The sequence below is a fragment of the Thermoactinospora rubra genome (assembly GCF_002093975.1).
Lineage (GTDB): Bacteria > Actinomycetota > Actinomycetes > Streptosporangiales > Streptosporangiaceae > Nonomuraea > Nonomuraea rubra_A.
In genome coordinates this window covers 49741-68952 of sequence record NZ_MSZZ01000045.1, presented here as the reverse complement: position 1 = coordinate 68952, position 19212 = coordinate 49741, and the positions used below count along the sequence as shown (strand labels likewise).

At 71.7% G+C, this 19212-nt stretch carries 20 protein-coding genes; 5 read left to right on the top strand and 15 right to left on the bottom strand.

What is annotated here, in order from left to right:
* Positions 1-4 precede the first annotated feature (4 nt).
* The 3 genes from BSB02_RS30430 to BSB02_RS30420 form a co-directional block, all read right to left on the bottom strand.
* On the bottom strand, positions 5-418 hold the full coding sequence (locus BSB02_RS30430) for a Fur family transcriptional regulator (protein WP_084964135.1): 414 nt from the start codon (positions 416-418) through the stop codon (positions 5-7).
* A 271-nt stretch (positions 419-689) separates the two neighbouring features.
* On the bottom strand, positions 690-989 hold the full coding sequence (locus BSB02_RS30425; protein WP_084964133.1) for a DUF2470 domain-containing protein: 300 nt from the start codon (positions 987-989) through the stop codon (positions 690-692).
* The gene (locus BSB02_RS30420) at positions 986-1474 is read right to left on the bottom strand and encodes a heme-binding beta-barrel domain-containing protein (protein ID WP_084964131.1); all 489 of its coding nucleotides are present in this window, start codon (positions 1472-1474) and stop codon (positions 986-988) included. The genes BSB02_RS30425 and BSB02_RS30420 overlap by 4 nt, the downstream gene beginning before the upstream one ends.
* 91 nt (positions 1475-1565) lie before the next feature.
* On the opposite strand from BSB02_RS30420, the gene BSB02_RS30415 reads away from it, so the two are divergent.
* Complete coding sequence (locus BSB02_RS30415) at positions 1566-1928, top strand: DsrE family protein (RefSeq protein ID WP_084964231.1); 363 nt, start codon at positions 1566-1568, stop codon at positions 1926-1928.
* On the opposite strand, the gene BSB02_RS30410 is transcribed toward BSB02_RS30415, so the two are convergent.
* From BSB02_RS30410 to BSB02_RS30395, 4 genes are all read right to left on the bottom strand, one after another.
* Entirely contained in the window at positions 1922-2641 is a 720-nt protein-coding gene (locus BSB02_RS30410; RefSeq protein WP_084964130.1) for a type 1 glutamine amidotransferase, read from the bottom strand. The two genes, BSB02_RS30415 and BSB02_RS30410, sit on opposite strands and share 7 nt — an antisense overlap.
* Positions 2631-3860 carry a Mur ligase family protein gene (locus BSB02_RS30405; protein WP_084964128.1) on the bottom strand — a complete coding sequence of 410 codons (1230 nt, stop codon included), beginning with the start codon at positions 3858-3860 and terminating at the stop codon, positions 2631-2633. Before BSB02_RS30405 ends, BSB02_RS30410 begins: the two co-directional genes overlap by 11 nt.
* A 48-nt stretch (positions 3861-3908) precedes the next feature.
* A complete protein-coding gene (locus BSB02_RS30400) occupies positions 3909-6815 on the bottom strand; it encodes an ATP-binding protein (protein ID WP_084964126.1) in 2907 nt (968 codons plus the stop codon).
* A 78-nt stretch (positions 6816-6893) separates the two neighbouring features.
* Positions 6894-8801, bottom strand: a complete 1908-nt coding sequence (locus BSB02_RS30395) for a hypothetical protein (RefSeq protein ID WP_206184972.1) — start codon at positions 8799-8801, stop codon at positions 6894-6896.
* A gap of 146 nt (positions 8802-8947) precedes the next feature.
* Here BSB02_RS30395 and BSB02_RS30390 point away from each other — a divergent pair, with 146 nt between their 5' ends.
* The 3 genes from BSB02_RS30390 to BSB02_RS30380 are packed head-to-tail and all read left to right on the top strand — an operon-like array spanning position 8948 to position 11102.
* Positions 8948-9652 (top strand): hypothetical protein, encoded by a 705-nt coding sequence (locus BSB02_RS30390; protein WP_084964123.1) that lies wholly within the window; start codon positions 8948-8950, stop codon positions 9650-9652.
* Positions 9649-10290, top strand: a complete 642-nt coding sequence (locus BSB02_RS30385) for a hypothetical protein (RefSeq protein ID WP_084964121.1) — start codon at positions 9649-9651, stop codon at positions 10288-10290. Before BSB02_RS30390 ends, BSB02_RS30385 begins: the two co-directional genes overlap by 4 nt.
* Positions 10287-11102, top strand: a complete 816-nt coding sequence (locus tag BSB02_RS30380) for a hypothetical protein (protein WP_084964120.1) — start codon at positions 10287-10289, stop codon at positions 11100-11102. Before BSB02_RS30385 ends, BSB02_RS30380 begins: the two co-directional genes overlap by 4 nt.
* On the opposite strand, the gene BSB02_RS30375 is transcribed toward BSB02_RS30380, so the two are convergent.
* Positions 11092-12390: a hypothetical protein gene (locus BSB02_RS30375; RefSeq protein ID WP_084964118.1), complete on the bottom strand. Its 1299-nt coding sequence runs from the start codon at positions 12388-12390 to the stop codon at positions 11092-11094. The genes BSB02_RS30380 and BSB02_RS30375 overlap by 11 nt on opposite strands.
* 1028 nt (positions 12391-13418) lie before the next feature.
* Positions 13419-14438 (bottom strand): ROK family transcriptional regulator, encoded by a 1020-nt coding sequence (locus BSB02_RS30365; protein ID WP_240506774.1) that lies wholly within the window; start codon positions 14436-14438, stop codon positions 13419-13421.
* Positions 14439-14512: 74 nt separating this feature from the next.
* Between BSB02_RS30365 and BSB02_RS30360 the strand changes: the two genes are divergently transcribed.
* Positions 14513-15685: an MFS transporter gene (locus BSB02_RS30360; protein WP_084964113.1), complete on the top strand. Its 1173-nt coding sequence runs from the start codon at positions 14513-14515 to the stop codon at positions 15683-15685.
* 16 nt (positions 15686-15701) lie between these two features.
* Here BSB02_RS30360 and BSB02_RS30355 read toward each other — a convergent pair whose 3' ends face one another.
* The 6 genes from BSB02_RS30355 to BSB02_RS30330 form a co-directional block, all read right to left on the bottom strand.
* On the bottom strand, positions 15702-16010 hold the full coding sequence (locus BSB02_RS30355) for a DUF1416 domain-containing protein (RefSeq protein WP_084964111.1): 309 nt from the start codon (positions 16008-16010) through the stop codon (positions 15702-15704).
* Positions 16010-16849, bottom strand: a complete 840-nt coding sequence (locus tag BSB02_RS30350) for a sulfurtransferase (protein ID WP_084964109.1) — start codon at positions 16847-16849, stop codon at positions 16010-16012. Before BSB02_RS30350 ends, BSB02_RS30355 begins: the two co-directional genes overlap by 1 nt.
* Positions 16846-17247 (bottom strand): DUF4395 domain-containing protein, encoded by a 402-nt coding sequence (locus tag BSB02_RS30345; RefSeq protein ID WP_084964107.1) that lies wholly within the window; start codon positions 17245-17247, stop codon positions 16846-16848. The genes BSB02_RS30350 and BSB02_RS30345 overlap by 4 nt, the downstream gene beginning before the upstream one ends.
* 173 nt (positions 17248-17420) lie before the next feature.
* Positions 17421-17864, bottom strand: a complete 444-nt coding sequence (locus BSB02_RS30340) for a thioredoxin family protein (RefSeq protein ID WP_084964105.1) — start codon at positions 17862-17864, stop codon at positions 17421-17423.
* 59 nt (positions 17865-17923) lie between these two features.
* On the bottom strand, positions 17924-18685 hold the full coding sequence (locus BSB02_RS30335) for an anti-sigma factor family protein (protein ID WP_084964103.1): 762 nt from the start codon (positions 18683-18685) through the stop codon (positions 17924-17926).
* Entirely contained in the window at positions 18682-19194 is a 513-nt protein-coding gene (locus tag BSB02_RS30330) for a sigma-70 family RNA polymerase sigma factor (RefSeq protein ID WP_084964102.1), read from the bottom strand. Before BSB02_RS30330 ends, BSB02_RS30335 begins: the two co-directional genes overlap by 4 nt.
* Between the last annotated feature and the right edge of the window lie 18 nt (positions 19195-19212).

Genomic DNA, 19212 nt, shown 5'->3' with positions numbered 1-19212 from the left:
CAGGCTAGCGGCAGCCGCGGCACAGCCCGAAGACGGTCAGGTGGTGGACGTCGGCGACGAAGCCGTGCTCCACGTCCAGCCTCTTGACCAGGTCCGCGGCGAGGTCGGGGCTGACCTCGAAGACCGCCTCGCAGCCGCGGCACACCACGTGCACGTGGTCGGCGTCCTCGGTCAGGTGGTAGGTCGGCGCGCCGTGGCCGAGGTGCGTGTGGGTGACGAGGCCCAGGTCCTCGAGCAGTTCGAGGGTGCGGTAGACGGTGGAGATGTTGACCCCGCGCGCGGTCTCGCGGACCTTGGCGCAGATCTCCTCGGGAGTGGCGTGCTCCAGCGCTTTGACGGCCTCGAGAACCAGCTGCCGCTGCGGGGTGACTCTGTACCCCTTCGCCCGCAGTTCCTCGTGCCACGACGTCTGGCTCATGTCCTGAGAATAATCGCTTGCCGGTGCGCTGACGCCTCGCATAGCTTCGGGGGTACGCGGAAAGGAGGTGGTCCAAACAATGGTGATTCATAGTTGGGCTAGCGAGGTGGCCGTCCGCTAAGGGCGCGACTCGTCTCGTGCCTTTCGGCGAATACGAGGCAGCCACCGGGGTCCCGGGCAGCTGGAGGGCGGAAGCCGGCGGTTTCCGACCATGGTCCATCCGGCCCGCCGTACGGCGGAGCGCGCCCGGGGCCCTTCTTTTTCGTCCGCTTCAGTGCTCCCCGCGCGGGGAGATGCCCAGCTTCTCGCACGCCTCCCGATACAGGCGCACGACGGCCAGGCGGGCCTGGGCGCGCTCGGTGAGCGTCTCGCCCCACGGGATGCGCACCCGCTCCCCGTCGGCGACGAACTCGATGCCCTCGGCGTCGACGTCGCTGGTGCTGACCTGCGCGGCGTCCGGCCTGCCGCCGAGCGCCCGCACGATGATCCTCGCCTCGTCGGCGTGGTCGTCGTTCATGTGCCGCTTGATCGCCTCGACGACGTCGGGCGTGAACGGGGTCAGGCTCGTCATGCCACCTTCTTCAGCTCCGCCGACATGTGCGAGGTCAGCGGATGCCCCATCGCGGCCATGTCGTAGGCCCACATCAGATTGCCGTTGACCAGGCCGTAGAGCCGGTGGCCCGCGGTGTACTCCTTGGCGCTGACCGTGCGCGCCACCACGTCCGTGCGCAGCTCGATCTTGTGGAAGACGACCTCGCCGATGTAGATCTCGACGATGCCCGTCGGGTGGGCGAGCAGCACCTCGATCTGCCTGTCGGGCTGCGGCCGCCAGAAACCCGTCTCCGTCGCCAGCGGCCGGACCTGGTTGCCCGCCTCGTCCAGCAGCCAGGTGCGGCTGGTGTAGGTGAGGAACGGCTTGCCGTTGTGGCCGAACTCGATCTCCTGGCCGAAGTTGAAGCTCTCGATCGTCGGGTAGCCGCCCACCCCCGCGCCCTCCCACCGGCCGAGCAGGAAGGCGATGGGCTCGAGGTCGGGGTGTATCTCAGGTGCCTCCATAGCCTTCCACCTTAGCTTTCCTCCAGGTCCCTGGATTCCCGCCGCGGCCCCTGCCCCGCCGTACCCCAAAGGGAGCGTTAGGGTGGCGGGCATGGCACGATCACTGGTGATCAAGGTGACCGCCGGGGCGGACGCGCCCGAGCGGTGCAACCAGGCGTTCACGGTCGCGGCGGCGGCCCTCGCGAGCGGGGTGCCCGTCTCTCTCTGGCTGACCGGCGAGGCCTCGTGGTTCGCCCTTCCCGGCAGGGCCAAGGAGTTCAGCCTGCCCCACGCCGCCCCCCTGACCGACCTGCTCGACGCGGTCCTGGCGGGCGGCAGGGTGACGCTGTGCACGCAGTGCGCGGCCCGCCGGGACATCACGGTCGACGACGTGATCGAGGGCGTCCGGATCGCCGGAGCGCCCGTGTTCGTCGAGGAAGCCGTCGCCGAGGGCGCGCAGGCGCTCGTCTACTGACCCGCGACCGCGGCGAGGCGCTCCTGGCGCAGCGCCTCGAAGCGGGAGTCGTCGAGCGGCGGCAGCCGGTCCTCGCCGGTCGCCCAGCGCAGCAGCAGGTCGGCCAGCGCGGGGTTGCGGGCCAGCGCGGGCCCGTGCAGGTAGGTGCCGACCAGGTGCCCGGCGTAGCAGCCTTCGTACCCGTCGCCGTTGCCGACCCCGGTGACCACCTTGGCCAGCGGCCTGACACCGGGGCCGAGGCGCGTGACGCCCATGTGGTTCTCGAACCCGGTCAGCGTGGGCAGGTTGAGCGCGCTGTCGACCTCCGCGACCAACTCGCCCACGCCCCGCACGGTGCCGCGCCCGCTGGAGATGTCGAGGATGCCCAGCCCCTCCACGGGCTGGCCCTCCTCGCCGCCGAAGGTCGAGCCCATGATCTGGTACCCGGCGCAGACGGCGAGCATCGCCGCGCCCCGGGCGACGGCGCGGTGCAGGCCGCCGTCCTTGCGCAGGCGCTGGGCCGCGAGGATCTGGGGCCGGTCCTCGCCGCCGCCGATGAGGTAGATGTCGCCGGTCTCCGGCACCGGGTCGGCCGACTTGACCCGGATGGACTCCACGGGGATGCCCCGCCGCTTGGCCCGCTGCTCCAGCACGAGCAGGTTGCCCTGGTCGCCGTAGGTGCTGAGCAGGTCGGGGTAGATCCAGACGAGGCGGAGGACGCTGTCAGACGGCACGGCCGAACTCCTGTCGGATCTGCTGGAAGGCGGTGTAGTTGGCGATCACGTCGACGCGGCCGGGCGGCTGCATGGCCAGCGCCTCGGAGAAGGTGTCGACGAGCGTGAACGGCACGTCGGCGATGTCGAGCCGCAGCGCCAGGTCCAGCCGCCGCTCGCCGGTGACGAAGACCGGGCGGCCGCGCAGGATGCGGTAGTCGACGTCCCACAGCCAGGAGGTGTCGCGCCCGTCGGGCCCCTGCGCGTTGACCGACAGGATCACCGGCAGCGCCGGGTCGGCCACGTCGAAGGCCTCCAGCCAGCCGGCGGGGTTCTTGGCCAGCAGCAGCCTGGCGTAGCGCCCGTCGCGCTCGACGGTGGTGTAGCGGCCGGCGACCGAGGTGACCTCGCGCAGCCTGGGCAGGGCCCGCTCGACGGGCAGCCCGAACGCCTCGGCGACGGCCAGCGCCATCGCGGCGTTGGACCGGTTGGCCAGGCCCGGCAGTTTCAGGTCAAGCACCCAGCGCCGCCCGTGGGGGTCGATCACCGCGTCGTCGTCGAGCACCCACTGCGGCTCGGGCCGGTGGAAGGTGCACTCGCGGCAGGCCCAGTCGTTGCCCTTGCGGTCCAGCGGCCCCCCGCACTCGGGGCAGCACCAGGAGTCCTCCTTCCAGCGCTGGCCGCCGGAGACCCAGGTGACCTTGGCTGCCGTGGAGGCGCCCCAGGTGACGAGCGGGTCGTCGCAGTTGGCGACGACGTGGGCCGGCTTGCCGGACAGGGCCCTGCGCCACTTCTGGGCCAGCAGCCAGATCTCGGCCGCGCGGTCCATCTGGTCGCGGCTGAGGTTCATCAGGCAGATCACCCCGGCGCCGGTCGTGTGGAGCACCTCCGGCAGGTACTTCTCGTCGACCTCCAGCACGCCGTACGGCGCGGCCTTGTGCTGCGCGAGCGCGGAGACGTGCCCGGCGGGCATGTTGGCGCCGAAGGCGTTGGTGGCCACCTCTCCGAGCTCCAGGAGGGCGGCGGTGATCAGCCGCGTGGTGGTGGTCTTGCCGTTGGTGGCGCTGACGAGGGCGAGCTTCTTGTCCTGAGCCAGCTGGCGGAGCAGGTCGGGCTCGAGGAGGAGCCCCACGCGCCCGCCGATCACCGAGCCGTCGCCGCGGCCGGTCAGCCTGGACAGGGTGGCGGCGCCGCGGCCCAGGGCGCTGGCGAGTTGAGCCCGCAGGGGAAGCTGCGTCATGCTCCCCGAGCATAGTCGGCCTGGCGCGGCGCCAGGCTGGCGAAACCGCTACGGCGCCTCCACGAAGGCGATCCCGGGCTCGCCGTCGTGGTCGAAGGGCAGCACGAACCGCCGCGGCCACGACAGCACGCTCTCCAGCCAGGCGGCGCCCATGAGCCGGCCGACGTGCCCGATCCTGTCCGGCGCGTCGGTGCCGATCGCCACGGCGGTGACGTCGTCGAGGAAGGCGGCGCCCTCGTCGTCGCCGAGGATCGCGCGCCAGGCCAGCTCGCGGTTGCGCGGCAGCTCCATCGACAGCGGGTGGCGGCGCAGCGCGCGGGCCCGGTGTCCGAGCAGCTCGTCCCCGTTGGCCGTGGTCAGCGCGTACTCCTGGGGCGGCGCCGGGCTGCGCACGTCGGGGGCCGGGCGGCCGTAGGGGAAGAGCCGGTCCACCTCGTGCAGCCAGCGCACCTGCGGGATGACCCAGGCGTGGCCGGGCCGGTCGCCGCCCGGCTGGCCGTCCAGCAGCGCCGCGGCTGCCCCGGCGGCGTGCTCCACCAGCAGCGCGGGGTCGTACCAGGAGCGCAGCGCCCAGCCGCGCCGCCGTACGGCCCGCTCCACCACGGTGGCCAGCAGGCACTCGCGCCGCCGCGAGGGCACCTCGGCCCACATCCCGGCCAGCGCGCGCGGCACGCCCGGCAGCGGCCGGTTGGCGACGAACGCCAGCACGACCGTCTCGGCCCAGATCCGCAGCCACGCCCACTCGGGCGCACCGGCCAGCACGTCGGCCTCGCGCACCTCCACCAGCGTGCAGGCTTGCCCGGTACGGCAGGCCGCGCCGCAGGCGGCCGAGCGGCGGGCGCGCAGGGGCGGCGGCGGGCCGGGCATCGGGCGCTCCCGGTCCTCGCCGAGGGGGACGCGCAGCCGCAGCGGCCGGTCCATGCCGTCGGCGAAGACCGCGGCCACGCCGGGCTCGAACGACACGACCTGGCGCGACTGCTCCTCGTCCAGGTTCATGGCCGAGCCGACCAGGTCGCGGTCGTCGCGGGCGGGCAGCCGGTGCACGATCTTGAGCGCGGTGTTCTTGACCACGTCGGGCACGAGCTTGGCGGGGATCTGCTCGGCCACGACCAGGCCCTCGCCGTAGGCCCTGATCTCGGCCAGCATCCCCGCGAACAGCTCGACCGCGTGGGTGGCGGCCCGGCCCTGGCCGCGGTCGCGCAGCAGCCGGTGCGCCTCCTCGATGACGATCACGTGCCGCAGCTCCCGTGACCGGTCCGGCGCCGTCCGCTCCCGCATCCGCAGGTGCTCGACGATCCTGATGATCAGCGTCCCCATGAGGAACGCCTTGTCCTCGTCGTTGGCCACGTCCTCGATGGCCAGCACGACGTTGCGCCGCAGCAGGCCCGCGACGTCGGCCGGATGGCCGCCCTCGAAGAAGCGCCCCGCCGAGCCCACGCGGAGGCTGCCCAGCCGTACCGCGATGAAGCCCTCGACGTCGGCCTGCACCTCCGGGCCGTAGCCGATCTCCTTGATCACGTCCATGGCCTCCCGCTGGAGCTGCTCCAGCGTGGGGACCGTGGGCGGCACCTTCGAGCCGGGGGCGGCGCCGCCGGTGACGACGTCCCAGCCGTTGGCCTCGTAGACCCGCTGGAGCGCCATCGAGACGATCTGCGGGAAGGGCTCCTCGGCGTCGAAGGCGGCCATGAACAGCGCCCTGACCATGTCGATGTGCGCCTGCACCGGGTAGCCGGGCTCGGGTTCGAGCGGGTTGACGCTGATCGGCACGCCGTCGGGCGCGGAGGGCCTGATCACGGTGACGGGCGCGCCGATGCGGCCCGCCATGGCCGCGTACTCGGACTTGGCCGGCTCGATCGCCAGCCACGGCGTGCCGGCCGCGCTCAGCTGCTCCAGCAGGTGCCGGACCGTCTGCGACTTGCCCGAGCCCGTGGCCCCGGTGACGAAGGCGTGGCGGTTGAGCGTGGCCGGCGAGACGCGGAAGGTCCCGACCGGCCGGTCCTGGCCGTCGAGGACGTCGCCCAGCTCCAGCTCGCCCCGGCTCTCGGCGGTCACGTCGAAGTAGCCGGTGTCGAGCACCCTGACGCCGGGCACCTCCCGCCGCGGCAGCCCGGCCAGCGCCGCCAGCGCCCCGGCCGTGGCCGCGAACGGCACGGCGGCGCCGTCGGCCGGGTCCTGCAGCGTGGCCAGCAGCGCGTCCGGCAGCGCGTGGACGTGGCCGGTGGCGCTGCTCAGCCGGTAGGGGTGGTGGCCCAGCTCGGCCGAGCCGACCAGGACCGGGGCGATGCGCCGCAGCTCCTCGGCCGTGGCCGCGCCGGCCAGGACCCGCACGTTCCACAGCCCGGCCTCGCGGAAGGTGTCGAGCTCCTGCATCCTGCGCTCGGCGCGCTCGGCGTCGAACCTGGCCCCCTCGGAGGCCTCGCCGTACTGCCTGAGCACGTTGAGCTGGGTGCGCAGGTGGGCCACCTCGGCGTCCAGCAGATCGGTGGGCTCGGCGACGACGAGCCAGGCGAAGGGCCGGGACATGAGCGTCACCAGCGCCGACTCGAAAAGCGTCGGCCGCGCCGGGTCGTCCTCCTCACGCGCGCCGCGCAGCGGCGGCGCCTGCCGTCCCGGGCACGGCGCCCACACCAGCTCGGCGAGGTCGGCCAGGTAGTCCTCGCCCAGCTGGACGCCGCGGGCGCCGGCGGGGAACAGCAGCGGCTCCCGCTCATGAGCCTCGTGAGCCTCGTGGGCGTGCGCGGCGCGGCGCGGCAGGGGCGCGGGCGGCCCGGCGTTGGTGACCAGCTCCAGCGGCGCGCCGGAGCCGCGTGACACCCAGCCGATGACGAAGGGCCGCTCGCGCTGGGCGGCCGACAGCGCGGCGGGCAGGATCGCGACGAAGTCCGCCTCGGCCGACGCCGCGCGCTTCGGCGCGCTGATCGACTGGATCCGGTACCAGGGCCCGCTCAGGCGCATGTCATCCCCCCACGCACTCGCTCGCTCCAGCCAAAGTCCGCCGACGATCAAGCCGCCACCCGGCTCTTGGCCGTGTCCTTACCTGTCCTTGCGCCAGTCCAGACGCGGCGGGGGCGGGCCGAGGTTGGGCGGCGGGTCGCCGTCGCCGCCCTTGGGCGTCAACGACAGCACGGCGTCGCGGACGTCGTCGAGCTCGCCGAGCGTGGTCTTGGGGAAGGTCAGGATCGCCGGGTTCGCGTCGGCCAGGCGCACCCTCCGGCCGGCCGTGGTGGCGTCGGTGACGATCACCGCGGTCGTGGGCAGCTGCTGCAGCTGGTGCGGCTCGACCAGGAACTCGCGCGAGCGCTGCAGGACCCGCTCGATCTCGCCGAGCTTCTCCAGCGTCCTGCCCCACTCGGTGGACTCGGTGATGTCTTCCTTCAGGTCCGTACGGCTCTCGCCGCACTTGTCGGGGTGGGCGTCGGCGATGGTGGAGGTGTAGGTGCCGCTCAGCCCGGAGACGGTCGCGCCGATCGTCTCGGTGAGCTGGGCGAGCTCCAGCCGGTGTTCGGTGCCGACGTGCTCGCTGGCCACCCGGGCGTCCTCGGCGTTGCCCAGGCGCATGAACGCCACGGCCGCGTGCCCCCGGCCCAGCCGCTCGCGGACGGTCGGCGTCAGGCTGCGATAGGTCAGCACCAGCCCGGTGCGCGAGGTCTCGCAGGCGTCCATGAGGCGGTCGAGCACGTCGCCGCGCAGCTTGTCGGCTCCCGCCACGATGATCGTGTGGTACCACGGCCGGTCGGAGCCCGGCGACTGGCGCAGGATGTGGGTGAGCGCGGTGGCGACGTAGGTGCCGAGCACGCGGTTGCCGAACACGCCGGCCTGGCGGTCCATGCTGATCACGCGCAGCCGGGCGGGCGGCAGCCGTACCGCCTCGGTGCCGAGGTTCTCCAGTTTGCGCAGCTGGGATTCCAGCGCCCAGGCCCGCTCGATCACCACCCGGTCGCTGACGCCGCGGCCGAACAGCGTGCTCAGCCGTTCCAGCTGGGTGGCGGTGATCAGGCCGTGGCGGATGTCGTCGCGCGGGTCGCCCACCTGCGCCAGGGCCCGGAGCGCGGCGGTGACCTGGGAGATCGTCGCGTTCTCGCCCAGCACCTCCAGCACGCGCTCCAGGATGGCGTTGTCGAAGCTCAGGTCGCGGGTGCTGCGGTGCTCCTCGCTCACGCTGACCACGTGGGCGAGCACGTCGGCGAACGCCTCGGGCTTCAGCGTGGCGCCGAGGTCCAGCCTGGGCAGGTCCACCGGCAGCACCCACACCAGGGGGTCGTCGCCGCCGCGCCGGGCCAGCTCGATGAGGTCGGTGGCGACCGCGCCCTCCGACAGGTCCAGCACGGTCAGGTGGCCGCCGGTGTACAGGCGGGTGGCCCCGAGTAACGTGATCAGCGCGGACCAGCCCGGCAGCGTGCCGCCCGCGACGTCCACCCGGTCGATCTCGTCGGGCACGGCCACCGCGTACCAGGTCATCTGCTGCTCGAAGCGCTCCTTGCGCTCCTGCCACTCGCGGTAGCGGGCGGCGTGCTCCTCCTGGGCCTGGAACAGCTCCTTGTCACGTTCCTGGCGCAGGCGGTCGTTCCTGGCCTGCTGCTCCAGCACGCGGTAACGCACGGCGCGGTCGCCCTGGAACAGCGCGTAGGTGCAGATCGCGGCCACGCCCCCGGTGGCGACCAGGCCGATGACGGCGAACGACCAGGCCAGGTTGCCCGTGACGCCGAGCACGAGGATGAGGACCGCCAGCAGGGCCATCGCCGTCCGGAAGATCTTGACGGGCCGGTTGAGCATGTCCTCCTGGAGGCGTTCGCGGCGCAGCAGCTCGGGGTCCGGCCCGCTGGGCGCCTCGGGGGCCGGGGAGGGGCGCTTGGGCGGCGGCCCCGGATCCGGATGCAGCAGGACATATTGCCAGCCCAGGTAAATGCGGTCCGCCTGGAGCTGCGCATGCTCGGGATGCACGTCCGCCACGTGAACCCTCCGGCCGGCACTATGTCGTTTGTAGGTCCCAAGCCTAAGAGTTCGGCGATGGCTCGCGCAGCTTTTCCCCAAGTCGATGGGATCAATGCGGCGAATGGGGCCATCGTTACCTATTACCATCCTTACCCATGACGGAACCCACCGGCGAGAGCAGGCCCAAACGCCCGGTCGTGGTCCCCGCGCTGGCGCTGATCACCGCGACGGCACTTGGCATCACGGCGCTTCTCGGGGGGTTCGATGAGGTGCCGGCGGTGGAACCGGCCACGATGGCCGAGGGCGGCAAGGTGGACCAGGTCCTCTACGAAACCCAGTTCCTCGAGTCCAAGATCACTCTTCAGCGGGCCGCGAACGAGTTCGCCGAGGACAAGCGATACCTGGACGTTCTGCTCAAGGTGACCAACAAGGGCGAGGAGACGGCCTGGGTCGGCACGCCGTGGAAGGCCCCCGACAAGCCCGGCGCAGGATACGGCGTGAGCCTGCAGGTGAAGGAGCCGAAGCTGGGCACCGAGCCCGACATGTTCGTCCCGGGCGAGGCGCGCTCCACGCAGCTGCATCCGGGGGTTCCCACGACGGTGGTGCTCCGCTACGAACTGCCGGAGGCCGCGGCCGCGCCGGAGAAGGTCGTTCTGAGCGTCGCCTCCTTCGAGGAGGTCGAGGACGAGTACGACGGGAGCCTCCGCTGGGACCTGGCCGGTGAGAAGGTCACCAAACCCGATCCCTTCACCAAGGAGGGCCTGCTGGCGCCGCTGACCGGCAAGGGCCGTCCCCAGTCCTACAACATGGTCACGCCGACCGCGGTGGTCACCCTCAAGGTCAAGCAGGAGGCGTCGTGACCGCCACGCAGCAGCGGACCGCACCCGCCGGACGGCGCTCCAGGGCCCGGCGGCGTCGCTCCCGCACGCCCTTCACCCACGGCATCGTGGGCCTGGCCCTGGCCTGCGGCGCGATCTGGGTACAGTCGATGGCACCCTCTCCGGAGGACATGAGCGCGCCTCTGACCTATGTCGGCGACAAGGACGACGAGGTGGCGACCGGCCGGTTCACCGTTCGCGTCGAGTCGGTCGAGTCCGCCAGGTCCATCGGGACCGGCGAGGCCACCGTCACGACGGACCAGATGTTCCTCATCCTCCAGGTCGCCGCGACATCGGCACGGGAACCCCTCAAACTCCCCCCGCCATCGCTGCTCACCGAGGAGGGACTGCGCTTCCATGCCACCAACAAGGTCCAGAGCATGCTGACCTTGAGCAACAAGTGGGTCCAGCCCGGCATGTGGTCCAAGGGCGTGTTCGTCTTCGAGGTGCCCCCTTCGGTCATCGCGGGCGCGCGGGCGGTCTTCCCCGCGCCCACCAGCGCCTTGTACGGCGATCCCGTGATCCCCGAGGCGGAGATCGACCTCGGCATCGACGACGCGCAGGCCAAGCAACTCGTCTCCGCCCCGAAGGACGTCTATCCCCTGGGTGACAAACGGTGAACGCCAACGAACCCGAGCGCGGCTGGTTCTCTCCCCCCAGCGGACAGCAGCCGGCACGGCTGCCCGACTACGGACGGCCGGCCGTACGGCCGGATCAGCAGGTGTGGCCGCCGGTCAACCGGGAGCCCGTGGGGAGTTCCACCCAGCCCATGCCAGCCCTGCCGAGCGCGGGGCCGCTGCCGGGCAACCAGCCGCCCGCGCCGCCGTCAGGCGAGCAGCCCCCAGGGGCGGGCGGCCCCACTCCGCCGAAGAAGGGCAGGCCCGTCCTGATGGGTGTGGCCGCGGTGGCGGCGCTGGTCCTGGCCGTCGGCCTGCCGACGGCCGACCGGTACATCTTCTACAAGAGCGGGCAGCCGAGCGACATCGTCCACGTCGTCTCGCCGGGCCAGGCGGTCTCTTTCGAGCACGTGTCGTGGAAGGCGGTCTTCGGGCCGATGGACCCGCCGGAGGGCGCGACGCCGGATCCGGTGCGCCAGTGGATGAAGGTCACGGTGACCCGGACGGCGCTGGACTCCGACGGCTCCGTGCTGTCGGGCACCCCCGAACTGGCCTTCAAGGACAGGGCCGGACGCAACTGGAAGGTGGAGGTGGTCCAGGACAACACCCCCACCGATCCCCACGAGATCGGCAAGCCGTACACGATCGAGGCGGCCGGAGTCGTGCCCAAGGACGTGGCCGACGAGGTGGAGCTCCACCTGCGGCCCAACACCACCTACCGCATGGACACGCCGACCGAAGACCTCATGAAGCCCCGCACCCCGGAAGAACAGGAGAAGGCCAAGCACAAGGACGTGTTCGTCTTCAGGCGGTGATGTTCTCGCCGCGCAGCCGCGCCCGGGTCGCCGCGATGTCGAAGGCGGCGGCCAGGACGCAGAACGTCAGGCAGGTCAGCAGCAGGTCCTTGACGAAGGAGACGGGGTAGCTGATGACGAGCCACAGGTACGGCACGTCCGCCCCGATCAGGGTCGCCACGCCGCGGTCGGCGTAGTCGCCGCCGACCCGCAGGCCCACGTACAGCAGGCAGACCATGCCGAAGAGCGCCAGGCCGCCGCGGCTGGTCACCTTGAGGGCGTTCAGCACCGGCACCCAGCGGTCCTGGAAGCCGCCGGCGAAGCGATCGAAGGACTTCCGCGTCAGCTCGTGGCTGCCCTCGAGCCGGTCCAGTCCCGTCTCCAGCCGGCTGCCGCGGATCACCCGCCGGACGTCGTCGACCGAGCCGCCGAAGGTGAGAATCGCCAGGGCCAGCCACGCGAAGGGCGTCACCAGGGCGTCGAGCACGTGCGGCCAGACCTCGCCGAGGAAATCGGTGAAGGCGTCCCACACGGGGATGCTCGACTTGGCCTGTTCGAGGTAGTCCTTGGCGCCCGCGACGACAGCTCGGTGCTCGGTCCATCCGCCTCGCAGCTTGGCCAGCGTCAGCACGGCGTTCAGCCCGCAGAACATGAACGCGAACTCGGCGAAGGCCGTCGCGACTCCGGCGTATCTGTTGCCCCCGCGCTCCACCATGCGGCCGAACCACACCCGCAGCACGAAGGCCACGATCGAGGCGACCAGGGACACCCGCCAGTCCAAGTCCATGAGTCCCCGCGCCATCGTGACCTCTTCGTCGGAGCCGGTGGCCACGTTGTTCAGGATCGGGATGTAGAAGTTGTCGTCGATGTTGTGCAGGCGATCCATCTGCTCGAAGGCGACCACGTCGTCGACGTGGAAGCTCCAGCTGAGGTAGATCACCGCGAACGTCGGCGCCACGCGGTTGAGCACGGACCAGAACTTCTCGTCTTCGACGCCGTTCGCGCGCCTGGAGCGCATCTCCCACATCGCGCCCCGCAGCGAGTAGAACAGGCCGCTGGTGATGACCATCGACAGCATGACGATCAAGGTCAGCAGGACGACGGTCGCGACGAGCCTCGCCTGGCGGAAGTCGCCGTGCGAAATCTCCGTGGCCAGGTACAGCAGTCCCCAGCGCAGCAGCTCCCCGGCCGAGAACCACAGGATCAGAGGAAGCGCGCACTTGCCCGCGAGGCGGAGCGCGTGCAGGGGCAGCGAGTACGGCGATGGCATCCGCTGCGCCGGAGGGGGCGCGGGCCTGGGCGGTGCCATCACTCCTGACGAACCGGACACCCGACGAATCCTACCGGAGCGGACCTATGGAAGAAGTCTCTATATACAACAAGAAAACATTGACGATGACGTGATCTCTTCATAAACTGACCGAGGTCGCGCAACACTCACTCTTTCTTGGCGTCATATCCATCGTCATGGAGGTTTTCCCACATGAGGCTAGGCCGGAAGGCAGCCACTGTACTCGCCGCAGCCGCGATGGCCCTGATATGCGGCACGCAAGGCGCTCAAGCCGCTCCGATCCGGCTCAATACCGAGTGGTGGGAGCACTACTGCAGTCGCTACCTGTCCTCATCGGATCTCAATGCGATTCGATACGATCTGAGGAGCCTCGGCTACCCCTACTCCAACCTCGCGGAACTCAGCAACACCAAGCTCCGGGCGGGCATGGGGCGTGCCTGCGCCAGTTTCAACACGTACTACGACACCGAGCGGGCACTCAAAAGGCTGTGGGGATAGAGCCTAACCTACGCTGCTACAAATCATGACAGCGCGGAGCGAGAGAACTACGGTTCGCTCCGCGCTTACTTTTTCACAGGGGAGAATTCGTGATCACCGGCTGTCGCGGTCATCCATAGCATGGAAAATCGCTAACACGGCAGCCATCTGAAACGCTCCCCGAGTGTTTCGATGGTTCACCGATATCGCCGGGAGTTTCGAGCAGGTGAGCTGCGGAGCACGGCCTCGGCGACTAGCAGGAAGCCCGCGAGCGCGTCGCAGGCGACCGCTGTATGGTCCTCGCTGGAGGCGGGATGCAGGGATTCGGGCGTCCCGCGCGACGCGGCCCGCCGCGCTCCAGGCGATGCTCGCGGCGGGCCTGGTGCGGTCGGCCCGCGCTCATCCCGATGCTGCCGCCCATGGCCAGGTGTCCGGTCTACCTGGCGATCTGCGGCCGTCCCCCGGTGGTGGCCAGCAGCTTCGCCGCCGCCTCCTTCTCCGGGTGCCCACCGACCTCTTCCGCACCGAGCAGGAGGCCGAGCGGTTCCGCCACCACCCCTGGTAAACCGTCAGCCGTAGACCTCGTCCCTGGCCAGCTCCAGCGCCACCAGCACCGCCCCTTGCAGGATGGCGTTGCCCTCGACCGTGCTGGGCCGTACCTGGGTCGGCGCGGGGAAGCGCGCCCCAATCCGCTCGGCCACCAGCGCCGCCAGCTCCTCGCCGCCCGCGCGGCCGGTCGCCCCGCCCAGCACCACCAGGCCCGGATCCAGGACGGCGACCACGGAGAACGCCCCCTTGGCGATCCGCTCGGCCAGCTCGGCCCGCTCCAGCCGCCGCGCCACCGCCGCCTCCACGGTGCAGCAGAACGACTCCCCGTCGACCTCCAGGAACCCGACCTCGCCCGCGCCCCCGGAGGCCCCCCGGCGCAGCCTGCCGCCCAAGACCACCGCCGCCCCCACCCCGTCGTCGAGCCACAGCAGCACGAAGTCCTCCCGGCCCACGGCCGCGCCCAGCCTGTGCTCGGCTATCGCCGCGAGGTTGACCTCGTTCTCGAGGATCACCCGGACGCCGAGGCGGCGCCGTACCGACTCCTGCAGGTCCGGCCGCCACCCCGGCACGTCGCTGTCCCCCAGGCCCCCGGTGTGCGGGTCGATCAGCCCGGGCACGCCGAGGGCGACGACGTGCAGCGCGCGGCCTCCGGCGGCCGCGCCGACGGCCTCGGCGACCGCCCGGTCCAGCTCCACGTCCCCGCCGATCTCCCGTACGGCCGAGCCGACGCTCCTGCCGGTGATGTCGGCGACCGTCACGTTGACGGCGTGCCTGCGCACGTCCACCCCGGCGACAAACGCCCGGCCGCCGACCAGCCCGTACAGCCGCGCGTTGGGCCCCCGCCGATCCTCGCCCGCCTCGCCGGCGATCTCGATCAGCCCGTCCGCGCGCAGCCGTTCGAGCAGGTCCGACACCGTCGGCCGGGACAGCCCGGTGAGCTCGCGCAGCTGGGGAGCGGTGAGCGGGCCGTGCTGGAGCAGCAGGTCCAGGGCCAGGCGGTCGTTGATGGCGCGGGCCGTGGCCGGGGTCGCGGTCTTCACGCCGTCCATAATAATCAGGAAGCCTGCCTGTTAGCTCTTTTCATCAGGAAGCCTGCCTGTTAATTTCTGGTGGCATGAGCCATCACCGCGCGATCGCGCTGGTCTTCACCCTCCACGGCGCCGTGGCGGGCAGCCTGTCCACGCGCCTGCCGTGGATCCAGGACCACCTGTCCCTCAGCCCCGCCGTCCTCGGCCTCATCCTGCTGTGCCTGCCGGTCGGCGCCTTCGTCGCGATGCCCATGGCCGGGCGCCTGTCCCACCGCCTCGGCGGCCGCGCGGCCACCCGCGTCCTGATCGCCTGCTGGTGCGCCGCCCTGGCGCTGCCCGCGCTGGCCCCCGCCCCGGCCTGGCTGTTCGGGATCTTCCTGCTGTACGGCGCGGCCGCCGGCTCGTGCGACGTGGTGATGAACGCCCAGGCGGTGGCGCTGGAGCGGCGGCTCGGCCGGTCGATCATCGCAGGGCTGCACGGCATGTGGTGCGTGGGCAGCCTGGCCGCGGGCGGCCTCGGCGTCGTGGCCGCCCACTACGAGGTCGACGCCCGGCTCCACCTCGGGGCCGTCGCCGCGCTCCTGCTGGCCGCCGCCGTCCCGGCCGGGCGCGCGCTGCTTCCCAACCACACGGCCGCCGACGCCCCCGCGCCCCGCCGCTTCGCCCTGCCGCCCCGCGCGATCCTGCTCGTCGGCCTGGTCGGCTTCTTCGGCACGTTCGCCGAGGGCGCCTCCGCCAACTGGGCCGCCGTCTACGCCACCAAGGTCACCGCCGCCGGCCCGGGCCTGGCCGCCGCCGCCTACACCGGGTTCATGCTGGCCATGGCCGGGGCCCGGCTGCTCGGCGACCGGCTGGTGCGGCGCCTGGGGCCCGTGCTCGCCGTACGGCTGAGCGGCGCGGTCGCGGCGCTGGGCGGGACGCTGGTGGTGGCGGCGTGGACGCCGTGGGCGTGCCTGGCCGGTTTCGCGCTGCTGGGAACCAGCGTGGCGATCGTCGTCCCGCTCGTGTTCGCGTCCGCGGGGAACGCGGCGGTCCGGGCCGAGGAGGGCGTCGCGGGCGTGGCGACGATCACCTACCTGTCCGGCCTGGTCGCCCCGGCGGTGACGGGCTGGGCGGCCGGGGCGCTGTCGTACCGGGCGGCGTTCGCGCTGGTGACGGTGATGGTGGTGCTGATGGGCGGCTTCGCCGGCGCCCTGCGGCAAGGGCCCGCGCACGACAGCGAAGAAGCCGGCGCCCGCCAAGGGGCACCGGCTTCGTGACCGCCGGGCGCGAACGTCAGAGCGCGACCGTCAGCTGGGCGACCTCGCCCTGCGTGGCGTGCACCGACACGTCGCGCGTGACGCCGCCGCCGGCGATGAGGCGCACCGTCCAGTCGCCGGGCGCGGCGAAGAAGCGGAAGACGCCCTCGTCGGAGACGACGACCTCGCCGGTGAACTCACCGGTGTGGTCGAGCAGGCGGGCGTACGCGGTCCCGCGGGCGCCGGTCACCACGCCCTGGATGACCGCCTGGGTGGACAGGTCGATTCCGGCCGGCAGCTCCACGGTCTGCTCCGGCGCTGCGCAACCCTGGGCGACAACAGACATCAGCGGGCCTCCCCCAGCTCGATCGGCACGCCCACGAGCGAGCCGTACTCGGTCCACGAACCGTCGTAGTTCTTCACGTTGGGCTGGTCGAGCAGCTCGTGCAGCACGAACCAGGTGTGCGCCGAACGCTCGCCGATCCGGCAGTAGGCGATGGTGTCCTTGTTGAAGTCGACGCCGGCCTCGCCGTAGATCTTGCGGAGCTCGTCGTCGGACTTGAAGGTGCCGTCGTCGTTGGCCGCCTTGGACCACGGGATGTTGCGCGCGGTGGGCACGTGGCCGGCGCGCTGGGCCTGCTCCTGGGGCAGGTGGGCGGGGGCAAGCAGCTTGCCGGTGAACTCGTCGGGCGAGCGCACGTCGACGAGGTTGAGCTTGCCGATGGCGTTGACGACCTCGTCGCGGAAGGCGCGGATCGAGGTGTCGGGCTCCTTGGCGGCGTAGGTGGTCTTGGGCCGCGAGGGGACCTCGGTGACCAGCTCGCGCGAGTCGAGCTCCCACTTCTTGCGCCCGCCGTCGAGGAGCTTGACGTTCTCGTGGCCGTAGAGCTTGAAGTACCAGTAGGCGTAGGCGGCGAACCAGTTGTTGTTGCCTCCGTAGAGGACCACCGTGTCGTCGTTGGAGATGCCACGCTCCGACAGCAGGGCCTCGAAGCCCGCCTTGTCGACGAAGTCGCGGCGGACGGGGTCCTGCAGGTCCTTCTTCCAGTCGATCTTCACGGCGCCACGGATGTGGCCCTTGTCGTAGGCGCTGGTGTCCTCGTCGACCTCGACGATCACGACACCGGGGGTGTCGAGGTTGGCCTCGACCCAGTCGGCATCCACCAGCACGGCGGAGCGGCTCATGAGACTCTCCCAGGTTGTAGACGGCGAATCAGCAGGTACATCTCGCAGCCGAGGCAGAGACCGAAGGCTGCGTTGAGGAAGGCGGCGAGGAGCGCCGCCGCCGTCGCCCCGAGGGCGAGCGGCGTGGTCCCGGTCAGATAGCCGACCAACCCGGCGACCGCGAAGACGAGGCCGACGGCCTGGGCGAACCGCGGCGGCCTGGCGTCTTCGGTCTCCTTCGGCGGACTCGTGACGAGCCTTCTGAAGAGCATGGTGTACGGCGAGCGGCCGACGGTCCCCGACGCGAAGACCAGCGCCTGGGCGGCGAGCAGCCAGACGCTTCCCGTGATGAGGACCGTGGCCAGGACGACGGTGGTGACGGCAGCGCCGAAGCGCAGTGCCCGAGGGTCGGCTCGCATCGAAGATGCTCCTGAAGGGGTCGGAATGGGCGGATCGGAATCCGCGCGGGACCGTCCTCAGGCAGCGCGACAGAGCTGGGTGGTGACGCGGCAGAAATCGACCGCGCGCCGCTTCGTGAGCAGCTCTGTCGTGGGGTTCATGAGCAAGACCCTACCTGTCGTCTCGCCATCTGTCACATCTCGTCCGAGTTATGAGACGTGTTGTGAGACACCGCGGCGCCCAGGGCCGTGATCACGTCGGCTTTCCTCGGCTGCCCGGAGGCCCGCTTGACGACGGTGCCGGACTCGTCGAGCACGAGCACCGTGGGCGTCCGCGTGATCCCCAGCGACCGCACGAGGTCCAGGCGCGACTCGGCGTCGATCTCGACGTGCCGCACGCCGGGGACCATCGACGCCACCTCGTGGAGGATGCGCCGGGTGGCGCGGCAGGGCTGGCAGAAGGCGGTGGAGAACTGCACGAGCGTGGCGCGTTCGCCCAGCGGCGCGCCGATCGCCGCCTCGCCCAGGCGCATGCCGCCGTCCCCTCCCTCGCGCAGCCGTCCGTTCCGCGAGCGCCACACCAGGCCCGCGGCCAACCCCAGAGCCAGGGTGGCCAGCGCCACCCACAGACCCGTCACGTGCGGTGCAACCGCGGCGGGGCCGGAGATTATTTCCGCCCGGCCGTCGTTCCCGCCCGTCACTTCCCCCCGGTCACCGGGATGTTGGCGAGCAGCTTGCCGCGCGCGTCCTCCAGCCGGAAGGCGGCGATCCGGCCGAGCGCCACAGTCGTCTGCGTCTCGAACGACGACTCGCGGTACTCCGGCTCGATGGTCCAGCTCGCGGTGGGGTGCCTGCTGCCGTCGTCGCCGATCACGACGAGACGGCAGGTGCTCTCCGGCGGCAGGCCGGTGACGGTGACGGTGAGCCTGGCGCCGCGGCCCGAGGGCATGGCGCTGACCACGGCGGTGACCTGCTCGCCCTCGCCGACCCACCTGGACTCGTCGGGAGCCACCTTCGTCTGGGCCCTGTCGTGGGCCCTGTCGGCCGGCTGTTCCTGCTGGAGCGAGTAGACACTCGGCGCGCTCTCCGCGCTGGCCGGCGCCTGCGCGCCCGTGGTCGCCGCCTGCTCCGCGCCGCGCTCGGCGTTCCACACCGTCGCGGCCACCACGACCGCGGCGGCAGCGGCGGCGACGCCCATGAGGGCGCGGCCCACGCGGTTGCGCCTGGCCCGGGTGGCCAGCAGCCGGTCAAGGACCTGCCGAGGAGGGCGGGCGACCAGCTCCACGTCCTGCTCGGACACCTTGGCCAGGAACGCCGGCAGCGTGGACAGCGACGTGAACTCCTCCAGGCAGGACTCGCAGGCGGCCAGGTGGGCGTCCACCTCGGCCGCCTCGTCGGGCTCGAGCGCGCCCAGCGCGTGGGCGCCCAGCGACAGCCGTACCTCTTCGCACGTCATCATGGCGCCAGCCCCCGCTCCTCCAGCGCGAGCTTGAGCGCGCGCAGCGCGTAGTAGGTGCGGGACTTGACCGTGCCCGGCGGGATGCCCAGCGTCGCCGACGCCTCCTTCACCGATTTCCCCCGGTAGTAGACCTCCATGAGCACCTCGCGGTGCTCGGGCCGCAGCGCCGCCAGCGCCTCGGCCACCGCCCACGACTCGACCGCCTTGTCGAGCTCGTCGTCGGCGGCGACGACGGCCAGTGCCTCGTCGGTCGTCTCCGCCGGCCGCGCCCGGCGCGCCCGGTGCTGGTCGACGACCAGGTTGCGAGCCACGGTGAACAGCCACGCCCGGATGGGGCGGTCGGCGAGGGCTTCGGGGTGCCGCCAGGCCCGCAGCAGCGTCTCCTGCACCACGTCCTCCGCTCGCCCGGCATCGCCGGTCAGCCGCAACACGTAACCGTAGAGCGGCCCAGCGTGTTCCTCGAAGAGCGTGCGCACCAGCTCCTCGTCTGCCGTTCCCGCTGGACTCACACCCTCTTCACGTACGGC

Bases quoted from the DNA above. Each gene is read 5' to 3' on its own strand.
- BSB02_RS30360 (WP_084964113.1), top strand. From the start codon at position 14,513: ATGAGCCATCACCGCGCGATCGCGCTGGTCTTCACCCTCCACGGCGCC.
- BSB02_RS30415 (WP_084964231.1), top strand. From the start codon at position 1,566: ATGGCACGATCACTGGTGATCAAGGTGACCGCCGGGGCGGACGCGCCC.
- BSB02_RS30390 (WP_084964123.1), top strand. From the start codon at position 8,948: ATGACGGAACCCACCGGCGAGAGCAGGCCCAAACGCCCGGTCGTGGTC.
- BSB02_RS30355 (WP_084964111.1), bottom strand. From the start codon at position 16,010: ATGTCTGTTGTCGCCCAGGGTTGCGCAGCGCCGGAGCAGACCGTGGAG.
- BSB02_RS30425 (WP_084964133.1), bottom strand. From the start codon at position 989: ATGACGAGCCTGACCCCGTTCACGCCCGACGTCGTCGAGGCGATCAAG.
- BSB02_RS30420 (WP_084964131.1), bottom strand. From the start codon at position 1,474: ATGGAGGCACCTGAGATACACCCCGACCTCGAGCCCATCGCCTTCCTG.
- BSB02_RS30345 (WP_084964107.1), bottom strand. From the start codon at position 17,247: ATGCGAGCCGACCCTCGGGCACTGCGCTTCGGCGCTGCCGTCACCACC.
- BSB02_RS30335 (WP_084964103.1), bottom strand. From the start codon at position 18,685: ATGATGACGTGCGAAGAGGTACGGCTGTCGCTGGGCGCCCACGCGCTG.
- BSB02_RS30405 (WP_084964128.1), bottom strand. From the start codon at position 3,860: ATGACGCAGCTTCCCCTGCGGGCTCAACTCGCCAGCGCCCTGGGCCGC.
- BSB02_RS30375 (WP_084964118.1), bottom strand. From the start codon at position 12,390: ATGGCACCGCCCAGGCCCGCGCCCCCTCCGGCGCAGCGGATGCCATCG.
- BSB02_RS30430 (WP_084964135.1), bottom strand. From the start codon at position 418: ATGAGCCAGACGTCGTGGCACGAGGAACTGCGGGCGAAGGGGTACAGA.
- BSB02_RS30400 (WP_084964126.1), bottom strand. From the start codon at position 6,815: ATGCGCCTGAGCGGGCCCTGGTACCGGATCCAGTCGATCAGCGCGCCG.
- BSB02_RS30350 (WP_084964109.1), bottom strand. From the start codon at position 16,849: ATGAGCCGCTCCGCCGTGCTGGTGGATGCCGACTGGGTCGAGGCCAAC.